At 49.2% G+C, this 14,308-nt stretch carries 17 protein-coding genes and 2 pseudogenes; 17 read left to right on the forward strand and 2 right to left on the reverse strand.

What is annotated here, in order from left to right; all coding sequences use genetic code 11:
- Both BW42_RS00005 and BW42_RS00010 read left to right on the forward strand, forming a co-directional pair.
- Nucleotides 1-544 (forward strand): annotated as a pseudogene (locus BW42_RS00005) (SIR2 family protein); the annotation flags it as partial.
- Between the two features lie 171 nt (nucleotides 545-715).
- The gene (locus tag BW42_RS00010; protein ID WP_035405931.1) at nucleotides 716-1,225 is read left to right on the forward strand and encodes a GNAT family N-acetyltransferase; all 510 of its coding nucleotides are present in this window, start codon (nucleotides 716-718) and stop codon (nucleotides 1,223-1,225) included.
- A 56-nt stretch (nucleotides 1,226-1,281) separates the two neighbouring features.
- On the opposite strand, the gene BW42_RS00015 is transcribed toward BW42_RS00010, so the two are convergent.
- Nucleotides 1,282-1,647 (reverse strand): helix-turn-helix domain-containing protein, encoded by a 366-nt coding sequence (locus BW42_RS00015; RefSeq protein ID WP_035405932.1) that lies wholly within the window; start codon nucleotides 1,645-1,647, stop codon nucleotides 1,282-1,284.
- Between the two features lie 204 nt (nucleotides 1,648-1,851).
- Here BW42_RS00015 and hxlA point away from each other — a divergent pair, with 204 nt between their 5' ends.
- From hxlA to BW42_RS00030, 3 genes are all read left to right on the forward strand, one after another.
- Nucleotides 1,852-2,487: a 3-hexulose-6-phosphate synthase gene (gene hxlA, locus BW42_RS00020; RefSeq protein WP_035405933.1), complete on the forward strand. Its 636-nt coding sequence runs from the start codon at nucleotides 1,852-1,854 to the stop codon at nucleotides 2,485-2,487.
- Nucleotides 2,488-3,036, forward strand: coding sequence for a 6-phospho-3-hexuloisomerase (gene hxlB, locus BW42_RS00025; protein WP_035405936.1), 549 nt, complete (start codon nucleotides 2,488-2,490; stop codon nucleotides 3,034-3,036).
- A gap of 411 nt (nucleotides 3,037-3,447) precedes the next feature.
- Nucleotides 3,448-3,996, forward strand: coding sequence for a hypothetical protein (locus BW42_RS00030; protein WP_035405939.1), 549 nt, complete (start codon nucleotides 3,448-3,450; stop codon nucleotides 3,994-3,996).
- A gap of 36 nt (nucleotides 3,997-4,032) precedes the next feature.
- Here the strand turns inward: BW42_RS00030 and hisJ are convergent, their stop codons facing one another.
- Nucleotides 4,033-4,827: a histidinol-phosphatase HisJ gene (gene hisJ / locus BW42_RS00035; RefSeq protein WP_035405942.1), complete on the reverse strand. Its 795-nt coding sequence runs from the start codon at nucleotides 4,825-4,827 to the stop codon at nucleotides 4,033-4,035.
- 122 nt (nucleotides 4,828-4,949) lie between these two features.
- On the opposite strand from hisJ, the gene BW42_RS00040 reads away from it, so the two are divergent.
- The 12 genes and pseudogenes from BW42_RS00040 (at nucleotide 4,950) to BW42_RS00095 (ending at nucleotide 14,289) form a co-directional block, all read left to right on the forward strand.
- Entirely contained in the window at nucleotides 4,950-5,771 is an 822-nt protein-coding gene (locus BW42_RS00040; RefSeq protein WP_035396343.1) for an ATP phosphoribosyltransferase regulatory subunit, read from the forward strand.
- Complete coding sequence (gene hisG, locus BW42_RS00045) at nucleotides 5,772-6,383, forward strand: ATP phosphoribosyltransferase (RefSeq protein WP_023469189.1); 612 nt, start codon at nucleotides 5,772-5,774, stop codon at nucleotides 6,381-6,383. It begins immediately after the preceding gene.
- A complete protein-coding gene (hisD, locus tag BW42_RS00050; protein ID WP_035405944.1) occupies nucleotides 6,380-7,597 on the forward strand; it encodes a histidinol dehydrogenase in 1,218 nt (405 codons plus the stop codon). The genes hisG and hisD overlap by 4 nt, the downstream gene beginning before the upstream one ends.
- On the forward strand, nucleotides 7,597-8,568 hold the full coding sequence (locus BW42_RS00055) for a histidinol-phosphate transaminase (protein ID WP_035405946.1): 972 nt from the start codon (nucleotides 7,597-7,599) through the stop codon (nucleotides 8,566-8,568). The genes hisD and BW42_RS00055 overlap by 1 nt, the downstream gene beginning before the upstream one ends.
- A complete protein-coding gene (gene hisB, locus BW42_RS00060) occupies nucleotides 8,541-9,122 on the forward strand; it encodes an imidazoleglycerol-phosphate dehydratase HisB (protein WP_035396348.1) in 582 nt (193 codons plus the stop codon). The genes BW42_RS00055 and hisB overlap by 28 nt, the downstream gene beginning before the upstream one ends.
- The gene (hisH, locus tag BW42_RS00065) at nucleotides 9,119-9,706 is read left to right on the forward strand and encodes an imidazole glycerol phosphate synthase subunit HisH (protein WP_029342451.1); all 588 of its coding nucleotides are present in this window, start codon (nucleotides 9,119-9,121) and stop codon (nucleotides 9,704-9,706) included. The genes hisB and hisH overlap by 4 nt, the downstream gene beginning before the upstream one ends.
- Nucleotides 9,679-10,383 carry a 1-(5-phosphoribosyl)-5-[(5-phosphoribosylamino)methylideneamino]imidazole-4-carboxamide isomerase gene (gene hisA, locus BW42_RS00070; protein WP_029342450.1) on the forward strand — a complete coding sequence of 235 codons (705 nt, stop codon included), beginning with the start codon at nucleotides 9,679-9,681 and terminating at the stop codon, nucleotides 10,381-10,383. The genes hisH and hisA overlap by 28 nt, the downstream gene beginning before the upstream one ends.
- Entirely contained in the window at nucleotides 10,377-11,126 is a 750-nt protein-coding gene (gene hisF / locus BW42_RS00075; RefSeq protein ID WP_023469183.1) for an imidazole glycerol phosphate synthase subunit HisF, read from the forward strand. The genes hisA and hisF overlap by 7 nt, the downstream gene beginning before the upstream one ends.
- Nucleotides 11,123-11,738 (forward strand): annotated as a pseudogene (hisIE, locus tag BW42_RS16490) (bifunctional phosphoribosyl-AMP cyclohydrolase/phosphoribosyl-ATP diphosphatase HisIE). Before hisF ends, hisIE begins: the two are co-directional and overlap by 4 nt.
- Before the next feature lie 218 nt (nucleotides 11,739-11,956).
- Nucleotides 11,957-12,616 carry a hemolysin III family protein gene (locus BW42_RS00085; RefSeq protein WP_035396436.1) on the forward strand — a complete coding sequence of 220 codons (660 nt, stop codon included), beginning with the start codon at nucleotides 11,957-11,959 and terminating at the stop codon, nucleotides 12,614-12,616.
- Nucleotides 12,613-13,287, forward strand: a complete 675-nt coding sequence (locus tag BW42_RS00090; protein WP_035405949.1) for a TVP38/TMEM64 family protein — start codon at nucleotides 12,613-12,615, stop codon at nucleotides 13,285-13,287. The genes BW42_RS00085 and BW42_RS00090 overlap by 4 nt, the downstream gene beginning before the upstream one ends.
- Nucleotides 13,288-13,371: 84 nt before the next feature.
- Nucleotides 13,372-14,289: a proline dehydrogenase family protein gene (locus BW42_RS00095; protein ID WP_035405952.1), complete on the forward strand. Its 918-nt coding sequence runs from the start codon at nucleotides 13,372-13,374 to the stop codon at nucleotides 14,287-14,289.
- The last annotated feature ends 19 nt before the right edge of the window (nucleotides 14,290-14,308 follow it).

Here is a 14,308-nt window from a genome sequence, read left to right on the forward strand (position 1 = left end):
AATAATCCCACTAATTAGTGAAAAACAAAAAGTAATTATATTAAGCTACGTAGAAAAAATAATCGAAAAAATTGAACAAAATGATAGGATCATAAACAAAAGCGAAATGATTTTTTATCAAATGGTAACAATATATAAATTTATTGATTCTGCAAAGAATATTAATATTGCTATAATTAATGATACTTTAGAAAAAATTCGAAATCAAAATCCTGGAGAAAAGTCGTATCCTGATCCAATAGAAGAAAATCTTGAAATCATTACAAATTTATACAGAAATGATTGTATAGATAGAAAATTAATTGAGCCGAATATTAATATTATGAAAAATCACTCTGAATATTTTGATCTTTATTTTCTAGTTGAGGATATAAATCTAACAGATATTAAATTAATTTCTACGTTAAATGAAAAAAAAATTAACGAAATAATGAGCAATAAATCATTAAAAAATAAGGTTTATAAGTTATTAGAAAATGAGATTATTCTTGAGAATGACAAAAAAGTGGTAGATAAGTTTTATATTAGAAAATTCGATATATAAAATTGAATTTAGTTTAAGGTATTAGGTAATTGCAGTATCATTATTTAATATATTATTTGATCATTCGAAATGAAATTTAATGAAGGTTTAATATTAAGTAACAAAATGATACATTTTAAATCAATTTAAGTTTAGCGATAGAGTAACGAAGTAGAAAAGGAGCTGACACCTATGATACGACGTGCCACGTTGATGGACGGAAAAGCCTTATCGGACTTAATGCGACGCATTGATCGGGAAACGAAATATATGTTGTATGAGCCAGAGGAACGCGTCCTGTCGACGGAACAGGCCGAGGCGTTTATCGAGAAGTTCGGTCAGGCTGCTAACTCGGATATCTTTGTCGTGGACGTCGATGAACAACTTGTCGGATACGTGCTCGTTGTCGGTGGTGAGCCAAGTCGGATCCGTCACCGGGCGAATCTTGTCATCGGCTTACTTGACGCCTATACGGGTCGTGGACTCGGTGCAGGTCTACTTGAAGCGGTCGACGCCTTTGCGATTGAAGCAGGACTCATCCGACTCGAGTTGACGGTTCGCAAGGACAATCTGCGGGCAATCGAGCTCTATCATAAGTTTGGCTTCAACATTGAAGGAACTCGCATCGCGTCACTTTTCATCGATGGCGAATACGTTGATGAACTGGCGATGTCGAAGATTTATACAGTGGAGGAATCCTAAAAAAAGATGCTCAGTGGACTTATCTCTAAAAGGAGACGAGACCGTGAGCATCTTTTTTATGGTGATATCTTTTGTTGCTCGAAATCGATCTCTAGGACATTTTTCGCATAATCCTTTCCCCAGTCATACATCGCATCTAAAATCGGCATTAAGCTATGACCGTGTGGCGTCAACGAATATTCGACCTTCGGTGGTACGACCGGGTAAACTTCCCGGTGAATGATCTGGTGTTCTTCGAGTTCCCGCAGTTGATTGACGAGCATCCGTTGCGTGATCCCGGGCATCAGACTTTTCAGTTCCCCGAAGCGTTTCGTTCCTTCCTTGCCTAAGTGCCAAAGAATGAGCATCTTCCATTTTCCCCCGATGATCGAGAGGGTCAATTCCTTTTCACAGTTAAACTGACGATCTTCAAAATGTGGCATCGATCCACCTCCTTCTCCAGTATAGACCTTCTCCTAATTGACAGTATACTTTTCTGCACTATGTATGAAAAACCGCACTATGTAAATTAAAAGTGCGTACTTCTCAAGAATGCTCCTGCGAATTATATTTAGTCCTGTTCCTTCGTGAACGTCTGAAGGAAGTGTCAGGTACGACAATACAGAGAAGAATGGGAGAGATATAAAATGAAATTACAACTCGCAATTGATTTAGTCGATACAGCAGGTGCGATTGCTTTAGTCAAAGAAATCGGGGAAGACAATTTAGATATCGTTGAGATCGGCACACCGGTCGTCATCAACGAAGGGCTCCGCGCCGTCAAAGAAATGAAAGCCGCGTTCCCGAACTTAACGGTCCTCGCTGACTTGAAGATCATGGACGCTGCCGGCTACGAAGTCAGCCAAGCTGTCGCACACGGCGCTGATATCGTAACGATTCTTGGTGCAGCGGAAGACATGTCGATCAAAGGGGCAGTCGAAGAAGCGAAAAAATCAGGCAAACAGATTCTCGTCGACATGATTGCTGTGAAAGATATCGCAACACGTGCGAAAGAACTTGATGCATTAGGCGTCGATTATATCTGTGTCCACACAGGTTACGATCTCCAAGCAGTCGGTCAAAACTCGTTCGAGGATCTTGCGACAATCAAGTCGGTTGTGACAAATGCAAAAACAGCTGTTGCGGGTGGCATCAAGATGGAGACGTTACCGGAAGTCATCGCGGCACGTCCTGATCTGATCATCGTCGGTGGCGGGATCACGGGACAAGATGATAAACAAGAGACAGCGTCAATGATGCACCGGATGCTACAAGAGGCGTAAATGACACACATTCAAACGATTATCGAAGAGCTGACTTCGACGGTCGAAGCGATCGATGCGACCGAGACAAAAGAACTGGCAGACGCTGTGCTGCAAGCGAACCGAATTTTTCTCGCAGGAGCTGGTCGCTCCGGCTTGATGGGGAAAGCGTTCGTCATGCGGCTGATGCACATGGGACTCGATGCTTATGTCGTCGGCGAGACGGTCACGGCGAACTTACGCGAGGGTGACTTGTTAATCGTCGGTTCAGGATCAGGTGAGACGAAAACGTTAGTACCAATCGTCGAGAAAGCACAGCAACTCGGTGGAACGGTTGCCGTTGTCACGATCAATCCGACATCGACGTTAGCACGATTAGCCGACTTGATTGTCCAACTGCCTGGGGTTCCGAAAGAACGAACGGCATCAGCGGATGAGACGGTTCAACCGATGGGCTCGTTGTTTGAACAGACGATGTTGTTGTTCTATGATGCCTTGATTCTGCAGATCATGGAAGAGAAGCAACTTGATTCGCAAACGATGTACGGGAAACATGCCAACTTAGAGTGAAACATACGAAACAGATTAGTTATCTTCAATAGAAGAGAGCTAGTCTGTTTTTGTCTGTAGATCTTTCACGTGTGAATGCGTATTAATCAGAAATTCTCCTTTCCCTCTTTTCGTAATTTTCTTGAAGACTTAGTCCCGCAACATGAGATACTCAAAGAAAGGAAAAAAGAGGAAAAGGAGATTGTCATGCGATTTCAACGGCTTGGTGTAATCAGTGCTTTACTCGCTGCAAGTATCTTGACCAGTTGTGCAGAACCGGACTAAGTTCCGCCTTTAAATCAGCTTCACACGCGATGGATCGATGATAACACGGCTGAGGATGGTGCTGAGCCGGATGCCATCGTACAACGTATTAAAGCAGAAGACTTTTCAGAACAGGATTCGTTTGAAGCGGATTTCCGTCGTCATGTGATGTTTTACTTTAAAGATGGAACAAAAGCACACCCGACTGAAGGTGATATCTGGAGCAGTGTCGCCCTCGGGAATTATGCTTACGTGACGTTGCATTACCCAAAAGGAGCAGAGCGTCTTGCTGTACTAGAGTATACCAAGCAAGAGAAGAACTGGATTTTAAAAGGCGGTTTACATGACGACGTTCAAAACATTAAAAAAGATGATGGTTCGACTCGCGGTTTGAATTTACCGTTCTCGACATTCCAAGCGATTGCCAGTAGTTCAACTCCTAATGGAGACGATAGTGTCTGGTTCTTCCACACGAAGTCCCAAACGATTCTGCTAACCGTTGTTCCGAAGCAAGACGTTCAAGGCGAGGACTGGAAGAAAACGACGCTTGCGAACGGACAGACGGCTTACTTCCAAGAAAAACAAGAGAGAACGAACCTTTATTACGTCGAAGACAATCAAATCGTCCTCCTGTCCGGTAACGTATCACTAAAACAATTAAAAAAATTAGCACGATCAATTGCTCCTGTCGACTCTGCTGATTTCCCGTATTCCTAAACAAAAATCCGGACGCCGCGGCATCCGGATTTTTGTTTACCATTTGAAATCAAAATCAGCACCGACATCTTTTGCGAGGTGGGCATCTGATCCATAGACGAGCGGAATCGATAACGACTGCGTGACTTGCAGGAGTTCCGGGTAAGGATAGGAAAGACCACATAACGGCTTCCGGAGTCCTGCCGTGTTGACGTCGAGCGTAAAGTTCGCCTGACGGATCTTCCGTAACGTGTCGTCGAGGTTCGACGGATTCGATTCGAGCGGGTAGGCTTGGATGAACTTCGTCGGTAACGTCAAGTGACCGAGCCGCTTCGGCTGGTGTGCACCGAGATCCGTCATGACGAGGGCTTGGATGCCTTCATAATACCGTTCATGGACCGCCGTGACGCTTCCGAGTTTCGTGACGATCTCACCGAAGCTTTCCTTACTGAAGTCGACCATGTAGTACTTGTCATCAATATATAAGTAATGCAGTGAGAGAATGCCGTCGGTCAAGACGTCAGCGTAACGGGCGATGATGTCATGCGTGCCGTCGACATGCCCTTCCCAATAGTCGAACTCCATCCCGATCCGGATATCGATCTGATTCTTGTATGTCTCGCGGAGTTGCGTCAATTCCTTCAGGTAGGCATCGGCTGTCGCGAACGACATTCCGGAATCGTTATCTGGCGCAGGATCCGTCACACCTTCAGGTAAAGGGGCATGTTCCGTGAAGCTGATTCGTTCTAAGCCTTGTTCTAAGGCACGCTCGATGTAGGCTTCGAGTGGATCCTTCGTACCGTGTGGACAATATGGACTGTGGACGTGACCGTCCCATTTCAATAATTGCATGATAAACCCTCCGATTTTTTAGAATTGGCAAGCAAAGCGATTGACAATGTGCCCGAAACGCGGTATCTTATCGTTAAATAATTTAGCGTGGTACAGTGATAATAAGATAAAGGAGTGGGAGTATGCAATCATTTTCTACGATTCGACTCAAGGATGGAGCGACAGATTACGTTGGTGCCTCGGCAACGCGGCTCCAGCAGGTCATCCGTCAGCTCGAAGATGGACTCGAACAATCTAACTATACCCGATTAATCACCCCCTTAATTGAGGAAATCGGTGGACGGGAACAGATTCGGATGGATTTTACGACTAGTGTCGCGCGTGCACTCAGCGAACGCGGTCGCGAACAATATAAACGCGTCTTCTACAGTGGCTCGGTCTTTCAACCGGAAGAGAAGTTCCAGGTCGGATTCGAGGAACGGGGACAAATCGCAGAAGTCGAAGCAATTCAACTTGCGGTCCGACTCGTTGAGGAACTGACGGGAAAAGAAGTCACACTCTCGATCGGTGATGCCGGTTTGATCGAGCATTTGATCGAGACGCGTGTCGGTGATCACCACTTACGCGACCAAGTGACGCAGATGCTCCGTTTACGTAACGTCATCGAATTGAAGCGAATCGCGGGTCAACTCGATGATGCCTTACTCGCGAAACTTCCTTTATTATTCGGACGTGAAGGGGCGGAGACGATCCTCCCGTACGTCGACGAGACACGACTCAATGCCGTGCTTGATCTCGCGGAAGCCGTCAATGCCGATCTCGACTTCGGTCAAATGGGCTTACAGACGTACTACGACGGGATCACGATTCACGGTTTCATCGAAGGTGTGACGGAACCCGTCCTCGTCGGTGGACGCTACGACCGGCTCTATGAACAATTCGGACAAGAACAACAGGCGTTCGGCATCGGATTCTCGGTCGAACGGTTGGCGGAGGTGCTCTAAATGCGAATCGGAATTACGAAAGGACGGCTGTCGAAAGCGACAGAACGTTATCTGAAAGAAGCTGGCGTCGAGACATGGGGAGCCATTGAACGCGAACTGATCGTCAAACGGGGCGAGCACGAATTCGTCTTCATGAAAGGATCGGACTTGATTCCGTACGTTGCTCAAGGTGTTCTTGACGTCGCGATCACCGGCAGTGACATCTTACTCGAATCGGATCAAGAACTATCGGAACTCGCAGAATTGCCGTTCGGTGTCTGCCGGATGTCGGTCTGTGCGAAGGAACCACTACAATTCGAAGGTGGGCGCCGCGTCCGGATTGCGACGAAGTATCCGGTCATCGCCAAACGCTACTTCAGCGAACTCGGTGTCGACGTCGACATCGTACCGTTGAACGGATCCGTCGAGTTGGCACCGTTACTCGGACTTGCTGACGCAATCGTCGATATCGTCGAGACAGGTGAGACGTTACGGGCAAACGGACTAAATGAATACGAAAAAATCATCGATATTAGCGCTCGATTCTTTACGAGCGAATGGACGTTAAAACGGAAGCGGGTGGAAGTCATCCGCTTGCTCGAGCAATTGACAGAAGGAGTGACACGATCATGACACCGACAAAACCTTTCAGCATCGATCGCGATACGGAGCTCGCGGTCCGCGCGATCCTCGAACGCGTCGCAACAGATGGTGACGCTGCTGTCCGCGATTACACGAACCAATTCGATCAAGTCGATCTCGAAGATTTCCGTCTCAGTGAAACACGGATCACGCAAGCCTTTGAACAGGCAGATGCCAACTTGATCGACTCGTTGAAGTTGATGGCGACACGACTCGTCGAATGGCATGAACAAGAACTTCCGTCTGACATCGAACTCGTCGAAGCAGACGTGACACGACGCCAACGGTTCGTTCCCGTTGATTCGGTCGGAATCTATGTACCGGGTGGTGCAGCAAGTTATCCATCAACCGTCTTAATGAACGCGATTCCAGCGAAAGTCGCCGGAGTTGAACGCGTCGTCATGGTGACGCCGATGACGAACTTAAGTGACGAGGTGCTCGTTGCGGCACGGATCGCTGGTGTGACAGAAATCTATACGATTGGTGGAGCGCAAGCCGTCGCCGCGCTGACATTTGGAACAGAAAGTATCCAAGCCGTCGATTTAATCGTTGGACCTGGGAACCGCTTCGTCGCCGAAGCGAAACGCCAAGTCTACGGCATCGTCGGGATTGACTCGGTCGCTGGTCCATCGGAAGTCGTCGTCATCGCGGACGAAACAGCGCATCCAGACCGCATTGCAGCCGACCTCCTTGCGCAAGCCGAACACGACCGTGACGCTGTCGCGATCGCCTTCGTGCCAACGGAAGAAATGAAACAAGCGGTTGATGCGGAAATCGAACGACGCTTACAACAATTGCCGCGTCAAGAGATTGCCCGTCGTGCGATGGAAAACGGTGGCGTCTTCGTTGCTCCACTCGAAACAGCAATCGAAGAAGCGAACCGTCTCGCAGCGGAACACTTGGAACTTGCCGTTGCCAATCCGCAAGAGGTCGTCAAATCGATCCGTCACGCCGGGATGATTTTCCTCGGTCACGAGACACCGGAAACGCTTGGTGATTACGTCGCTGGAACGAACCACGTCTTACCGACATCTGGGACAGCCCGTTTTGCGTCTGGATTATCGGCGCGGACATTCCTGCGTCACCAGACGATGCTCGAAGCCACACGCGCAGGCGTACAACGTCTCGCGAACGCAGCGAAGACCGTTGCCCGGGTTGAAGGACTCGAAGCACACGCACAAGCCATCGAAGTGAGGGAAGACTAATGCGATTACACCAAAACGAACGATTCACGACCCACAGTCCAGTCGGGATCGAAGCAATCCAGGAACTGATCGCAACGTTCCCTTTAAATGAATATCCTGTCGAAATCATCGATCAAGTCAAGGCATCGTATGCGACGTACGCCGGTGTCCGTCCGACGCAACTTGTCGCCGGAAACGGTTCGGATGAGTTGATCGGCTACTTATGTGCCCGCTACGGCGGACCCGGCATGCCAGTCATCGCCTCGGAACCGGACTTCGTCATGTACCAGTTCTACGCTGACCGGGCACGGGCACCGTTTGAACGCGTGCCGTTACTCGACGAGATGGCGCTTGACGTCGACGGATTGATCGCAGCTCCTGGTGAGATCATCTTCTTGAGTCACCCGCACAATCCGTCCGGTGTCCTCCGCAAGGAAGCGGACATCCGTCGTTTGCTCGACAGTGGCAAATACGTCGTCATCGATGAGGCCTATATCGACTTCGCGCTCGAACAGTCGATGCTTCACTTACTGGAAGAGTATCCAAAAGCAATCATCTTGCGGACGCTCTCGAAAGCGTTCGGACTCGCATCGCTCCGACTTGGTTTTGTCATCGCGAGCGAACAAATCATCGAAGAAATCGAACAGATCAAATCACCGTATAACGTCTCTGGTCTATCGGCAGCTGTCGGTATCGCCATCATGGCAGAACCGGAACTCGATCGGGTCTTAGAGGAAACGTACGCGAGCCGTGAAGCAATTGAACGGATTCTCGCGCCAATCGGCAAGACGTATCCGAGTGCAGCGAACTTCGTCTATGTCGAGTATCCGGAAGCCGAACGCTTTACGCAGCGTTGTGCTGACGCCGGATTACGGATCCGCTTGTTTGACCAAGCATTCCGTGTCAGCTGTGGATCACCAGAAGCGATGCAAGTATTAGAAACGTGTGTAGAGGAGGAATTACGATGCGGCGTGGCGCAAGCGAACGAGTAAGTGCAGAATCAGACATCAAGGTCGAGGTCGATCTCGCAGGAGGTCCGGTTGAAATCAAGACCGGTGTCGGCTTCTTTGATCATATGTTGACGTTATTCGCCTTCCAGGCCCGGATCGGTCTGAAGGTAACCGCCAAAGGTGATACGTGGATCGATGCTCACCACACGGTCGAAGATACAGCGATCGTCCTCGGGGCAGCATTGACGGAAGCGCTCGGCGATAAAGCCGGGATCGAACGCTACGGCGAATCGCGTGTACCGATGGACGAGACACTCGCATCGGTCGTGCTCGACTTCAGCGGTCGTCCGTTCACGGTCTTCCGTGCTAGTTTCAAGAATCCGAAACTCGGTGACTTTGATACGGAGCTCGCAGAAGAGTTCTTCCAAGGCTTATCACGCAGTGCCCGGATGACGATTCATGCCGAAGTCTTATATGGCTCGAACACACACCACATGATCGAAGGGTTGTTCAAAGCACTCGGTCGAGCCGTCCGTCAGGCAGTCGCCGTGACGAGCGAAGGGGTACCGTCTACGAAAGGGTTGATTGATCAATGATAGCAATCGTCGATTATGGCGTCGGGAATATCGCGAACGTCGAGCGCGCATTAAAGGAACTTGGCGAAGCAGTCATCGTCACGAGTGACACGGAGTTGCTTGACCAAGCGGAAGCACTCGTCTTACCGGGTGTCGGTGCCTATGCACCGGCAATGGAGCGCCTGAAGGAAACGGGACTCGTCGACTTCTTAAAAGAACAAGCGGAAAAGAAACCGTTTCTTGGGATTTGCCTCGGGATGCAACTGCTCTTTGAATCGAGTGACGAAGATGGACTGACGGAAGGTCTCGGGATCTTACCGGGAACGATCGAAAAACTACCGAGCGACGTCCGCTTGCCGCACATGGGTTGGCACCAGCTGACGAACCACGGCGAAGCGGTCTATTTCGTCCACTCGTACGGCGCTGTTTGTGACCCAGAATGGATCGTCGACGCGGTCGAATACGGACGCCTCGTTCCAGCGATCGTCCAAAAAGGACAAGTCACCGGGATGCAGTTCCACCCGGAGAAGAGTGGCGAAGTCGGACTGAAACTACTGAAGGAATGGAGAGAGACGACATGCAACTCTACCCAGCAATCGATTTAATGAGCGGACAGGCGGTACGCCTGAAGCAAGGAGATTTTGACCAACAGACATTCTTCGGTGATGCCTTGACGATCGCGAAGCGCTTCAAGGAAGACGGGGCGACTGCGATTCACTTGATCGATCTTGACGGTGCAAAAGCCGGCGAACCGTTGCACTTGAACTTGATCGCCGACATCAAAAAGGAGACCGGTTTGTTCGTGGAAGCCGGTGGTGGTGTCCGTAACATCGAGACCGTCGAAGCGTATGTTGGTGCCGGAATCGACCGGATACTCGTCGGCACGGTCGCTCTTGAAGACGAAGCGCTACTCGAGCAGATGATTGCTCTCGCTGGTGATAAACTGGCTGTTGCGTTAGATGCCAAAGAAGGCATCGTCCAGACACGCGGTTGGCTTGAAGCGAGCGGTTGGACGCTTGAAGAGGCGATGACGCATCTGATCGGTAAAGGCATCAAGACGTTCCTTTACACAGACATTTCGCGTGACGGGATGATGATGGGACCGGACGTTGACGGACTTGATCGTTTAAAACGGGAAGGGGTCGAATTGATCGCTTCCGGTGGTGTGACGACAGTTGACGACGTCGCGCGTCTGAAAGAAATTGGGATGGACGGAGCAGTCGTCGGTCGGGCGTTACTCGATGGATCACTCGCCTTAAAAGAGGTGTTACGCGTATGTTGATGAAACGAATCATTCCCTGTCTTGACGTCAAGGAAGGGCGTGTCGTCAAAGGCGTTAAATTCCAGAACTTACGTGATCTTGGTGACCCGGTTGCCGTCGCGAAGTACTATTACGAACAAGGAGCGGACGAACTCGTCCTGCTCGATATCTCAGCAACGCAAGAAGGGCGCGAGACGATGCTTGATATCGTCGAACGTGTCGCAGAAGTCATCTACATGCCGTTTACGGTTGGTGGCGGAATCAAGACGATTGAAGACGCAAAACGCTTGATTCGTGCCGGTGCCGATAAAGTCTCCCTCAATTCGTCAGCGCTTCAAAACCCACAACTGATTCAGGAAGTCAGCCGTCTGTTCGGTGTCCAAGCGACGGTCGTCGCGATTGATGCAAAACAGACGGGCGATTCATGGGGTGTTTTCTCACACGGTGGCACACAACCCGTCGGACGTGACGCAATCGAGTGGGCGCAGGAAGCGGTTGCCCTTGGTGCTGGAGAGTTACTCGTTACATCAATGGATGCTGACGGCACAAAAGACGGCTATGATCTCGCCTTGATCCGTCGTCTGCGCGAAGTTGTCAACGTGCCAATCATTGCTTCTGGTGGGGTCGGAACGCTCGATCACTTAGCGGAAGGGTTGGAAGCAGGAGCTGATGCAGCCTTAGCTGCTTCGATCTTCCATGAAGCGACGTACACAATGCCGGAAACGAAAGCTTACCTCAAAGAACGGGGAGTCGAAGTCCGATGACGACATTGAATTTTTCAAAAGGACTCGTCGCTGCCGTTGTCGTCGACGAGCAGACGAACGATGTCTTGATGGTCGGCTTCATGGACCAAGCCGCCTATGATAAGACGCTTGCGACTGGTCTTGTCACCTTCTTCTCACGGACGAAGAATCGTCTTTGGACGAAGGGTGAGACGAGCGGGAACACGCTTGAACTCAAACGGATGTGGATCGACTGTGATCAGGATAGTCTCTTGATTGCAGTCAAAGCGAACGGTCCGACATGTCATACCGGAAATCGCAGTTGTTTCTATACAGAAGTGGAGGTGCCCGATGTTATACGAACTGGAACAGACCGTCAAAGCGAAGATTGACGCCAAGGAAGCAGAATCTTATACGAACTATTTGATCGCTTCTGGGTATGAGAAGATCGCGAAGAAATTCGGCGAAGAGGCATTTGAAGTCGTCCTCGCCGGTAACGATACGTTAGCAGAAGAGACAGCAGACTTGCTGTATCACTTAACGGTCTTGCTTGCTGACCGTGGTATCTCTTTCAAAGAAGTCGAAGCTGTCCTCAATGAACGTCATGGAACAAAATCGACGTTCAAGGATCGCCCAGATATTGAAAAGTGGTAAACGACATCCACATCGCCTAGGCGGTGTGGATTTTTGTATAAGCGGGAAAAGACAAACAGATGACGGTTGTCATCAAATCGACAGAATCTTTCGATAGGCACGCTGTCGCTTCAGAGCGTATAATCAAAGTGTTAGTCTTGTGTCATTAGAAAGTAGGTGTTCGGTTGGTTACCAAAAAAGAACTTAAGCAAACGATCAAGCAACAATCGAAAGAAACGATCGAAGAGCTACTCGCGAAAGGTGACTCCTTGAAAGAGGAGATCGCCAGTGCCATTACACACGGATTGGGTGTCATTTTCAGTATCGTCGCGCTCGTGATGTTAATCCTGCAGGCGACAAAATCCGGCAGCGCTTGGAACGTCACTGCTGTCAGTATCTTCGGGGCAACGATGATTCTCCTTTATCTGTTCTCGACCTTGATGCATTCGCTGATGCATACGAAAGCAAACAAGGTTCTACAAATTTTAGATCATGCTGGCATCTATCTCTTGATTGCTGGTAGTTATACACCGTTCGCCTTGATCACGCTCCGTGGTCCGCTCGGCTGGACGTTGCTTGGAATCGTCTGGGGTGTCGGAACGCTCGGCATCATCTGGAAGCTCTATTCGACAGGTAAGTATGTTTGGATTTCAAATGCATCTTATCTGATTCTCGGCTGGTGCTGTCTTTTTGCAATCAAGCCGATCTATGAAGCACTCGGGTTACAAGGATTCTTACTCCTCCTCGGTGGTGGACTCGCGTATTCCCTCGGCGTCATTTTCTACGTCTGGGCACGCTTGCCGTATAACCACGCGATTTGGCATCTGTTCGTCCTTGCCGGCAGTGTCTTGATCTTCCTCTCGATTTTCTATTACGTTGCTCCGGCGACGATGTCATGAAGAAACTACGGCTCCGGGACTGGCTCCCGATCACGCTGTATTTTATGTTTGGTCTTGGATTGCTCCTGTACTTCCGGATGTCTGGAATGCTGGAGCAATTCGACATTCAGGCACTATCTAACTGGGTACGGGATCAAGGTCTGACCGGGATGGTGCTTTATGTCCTCGCCTATACCGTTCGACCGCTCGTCTTTTTCCCGGCGAGTCTCTTGACCGTTTTTGGTGGTTATACGTATGGTCCGTGGCTCGGAACATTACTCGACGTCATTGGTGCTGGTACTGGTGGCTTGCTCAGCTTTTGGATTGCCCGGTTGCTCGGACGCCGTGGGGTCGAGAAGTTGATTGGCAAAGGGAAACTGAACGTACTTGACGATCGAATCGCGACAAATGGCTTTCTCGTCGTCTTGATCGTCCGATTGATCCCGCTGTTTCCGTTTGACGCAATCAGTTACACATCAGGTCTCTCGAAAATCCGCTTCAAACAGTTCGCGATCGCGAACTACATCGGGATCATTCCCGGTGCGTTCGTTTACAACAATATTGGCTCAAGCCTACGTGATCCGTTCTCATGGCAGTTCTTCCTCGCGATCGGTCTGTATGTCTTATTCTTTGCCGTGGGACTTGTCGCACAACAGATTCTCAAAAATAAACAAAAGAAAGAGCGTATGTAAGCGCTTTATGTCATAATATAAAGGCAGAGATGTGAACCGATACGGTAAAACAGCCTAGCATTTATTTAGGGGGAATCATGAGTGATGGAAAAAGTACTACGGGATGGTTTTATCTTCTTATCGCAAAACAAGACATTGAACGGTCTCGCCAAGCGATACGGGCTTAAATTCGGAGCAAGTCGCTTCGTGGCAGGGGATTCATTGGAAGCATCAAAACGGGCGATCCAGGAATTGAACGCAAAAGGATTATGCGTCACGATGGACCATTTAGGGGAGTTCATCTCGACGGTAGCGGAAGCAGAGATGATGACACAAGAATGTATTCGTGCGGTTGAGATGATTGCGGAAGAAAAATTAGACTCGCAACTCTCGTTGAAACTGACATCACTCGGACTTGATATCTCGGACGACTTGATTCGCTCGAACATGGAACGGATCTTAACACGGGCAAAAGAACTCGGTGTCTTCGTCACGATCGACATGGAAGATGAGCCACGTTGTGAAAAAACGATTCAACTGTTTGAAGAATTGCGCCAATCTTTCGATAACATCGGTACGGTCATCCAGTCATACCTCTACCGGTCGGAAGATGATATCAAACGCGTCGGTCGCTTCGAGACGAATCTCCGGATCGTCAAAGGGGCATATAAAGAGCCGGCAACGGTGGCGTTCCCAGAAAAAGAAGACGTCGATCACAACTACATCAAGCTCGTGAAGTTACAATTATCACTCGGAAACTATGCTGCCGTCGCAACACATGACGATGCGATGATCGAGCAAATCATCCGTTACGCTAAAGAAAACGGGATTGAAAAAGACCAGTTCGAATTCCAGATGTTATTCGGCATCCGGGTTGAGCGTCAACTCGAACTCGTCAAACAAGGCTATAAAGTCCGTGTCTATGTCCCTTATGGACGTGACTGGTATGGTTACTTTATGCGCCGTTTAGCAGAACGACCGGCAAACGTTGCCTTCGTTCTTAAAGGAATGGTCAAAGGATAAGTAGAAAAGACGATGCAGC

Origin of the sequence: Exiguobacterium sp. RIT341, assembly GCF_000632205.1 — a bacterium.
Classification (GTDB): Bacteria; Bacillota; Bacilli; order Exiguobacteriales; family Exiguobacteriaceae; genus Exiguobacterium_A.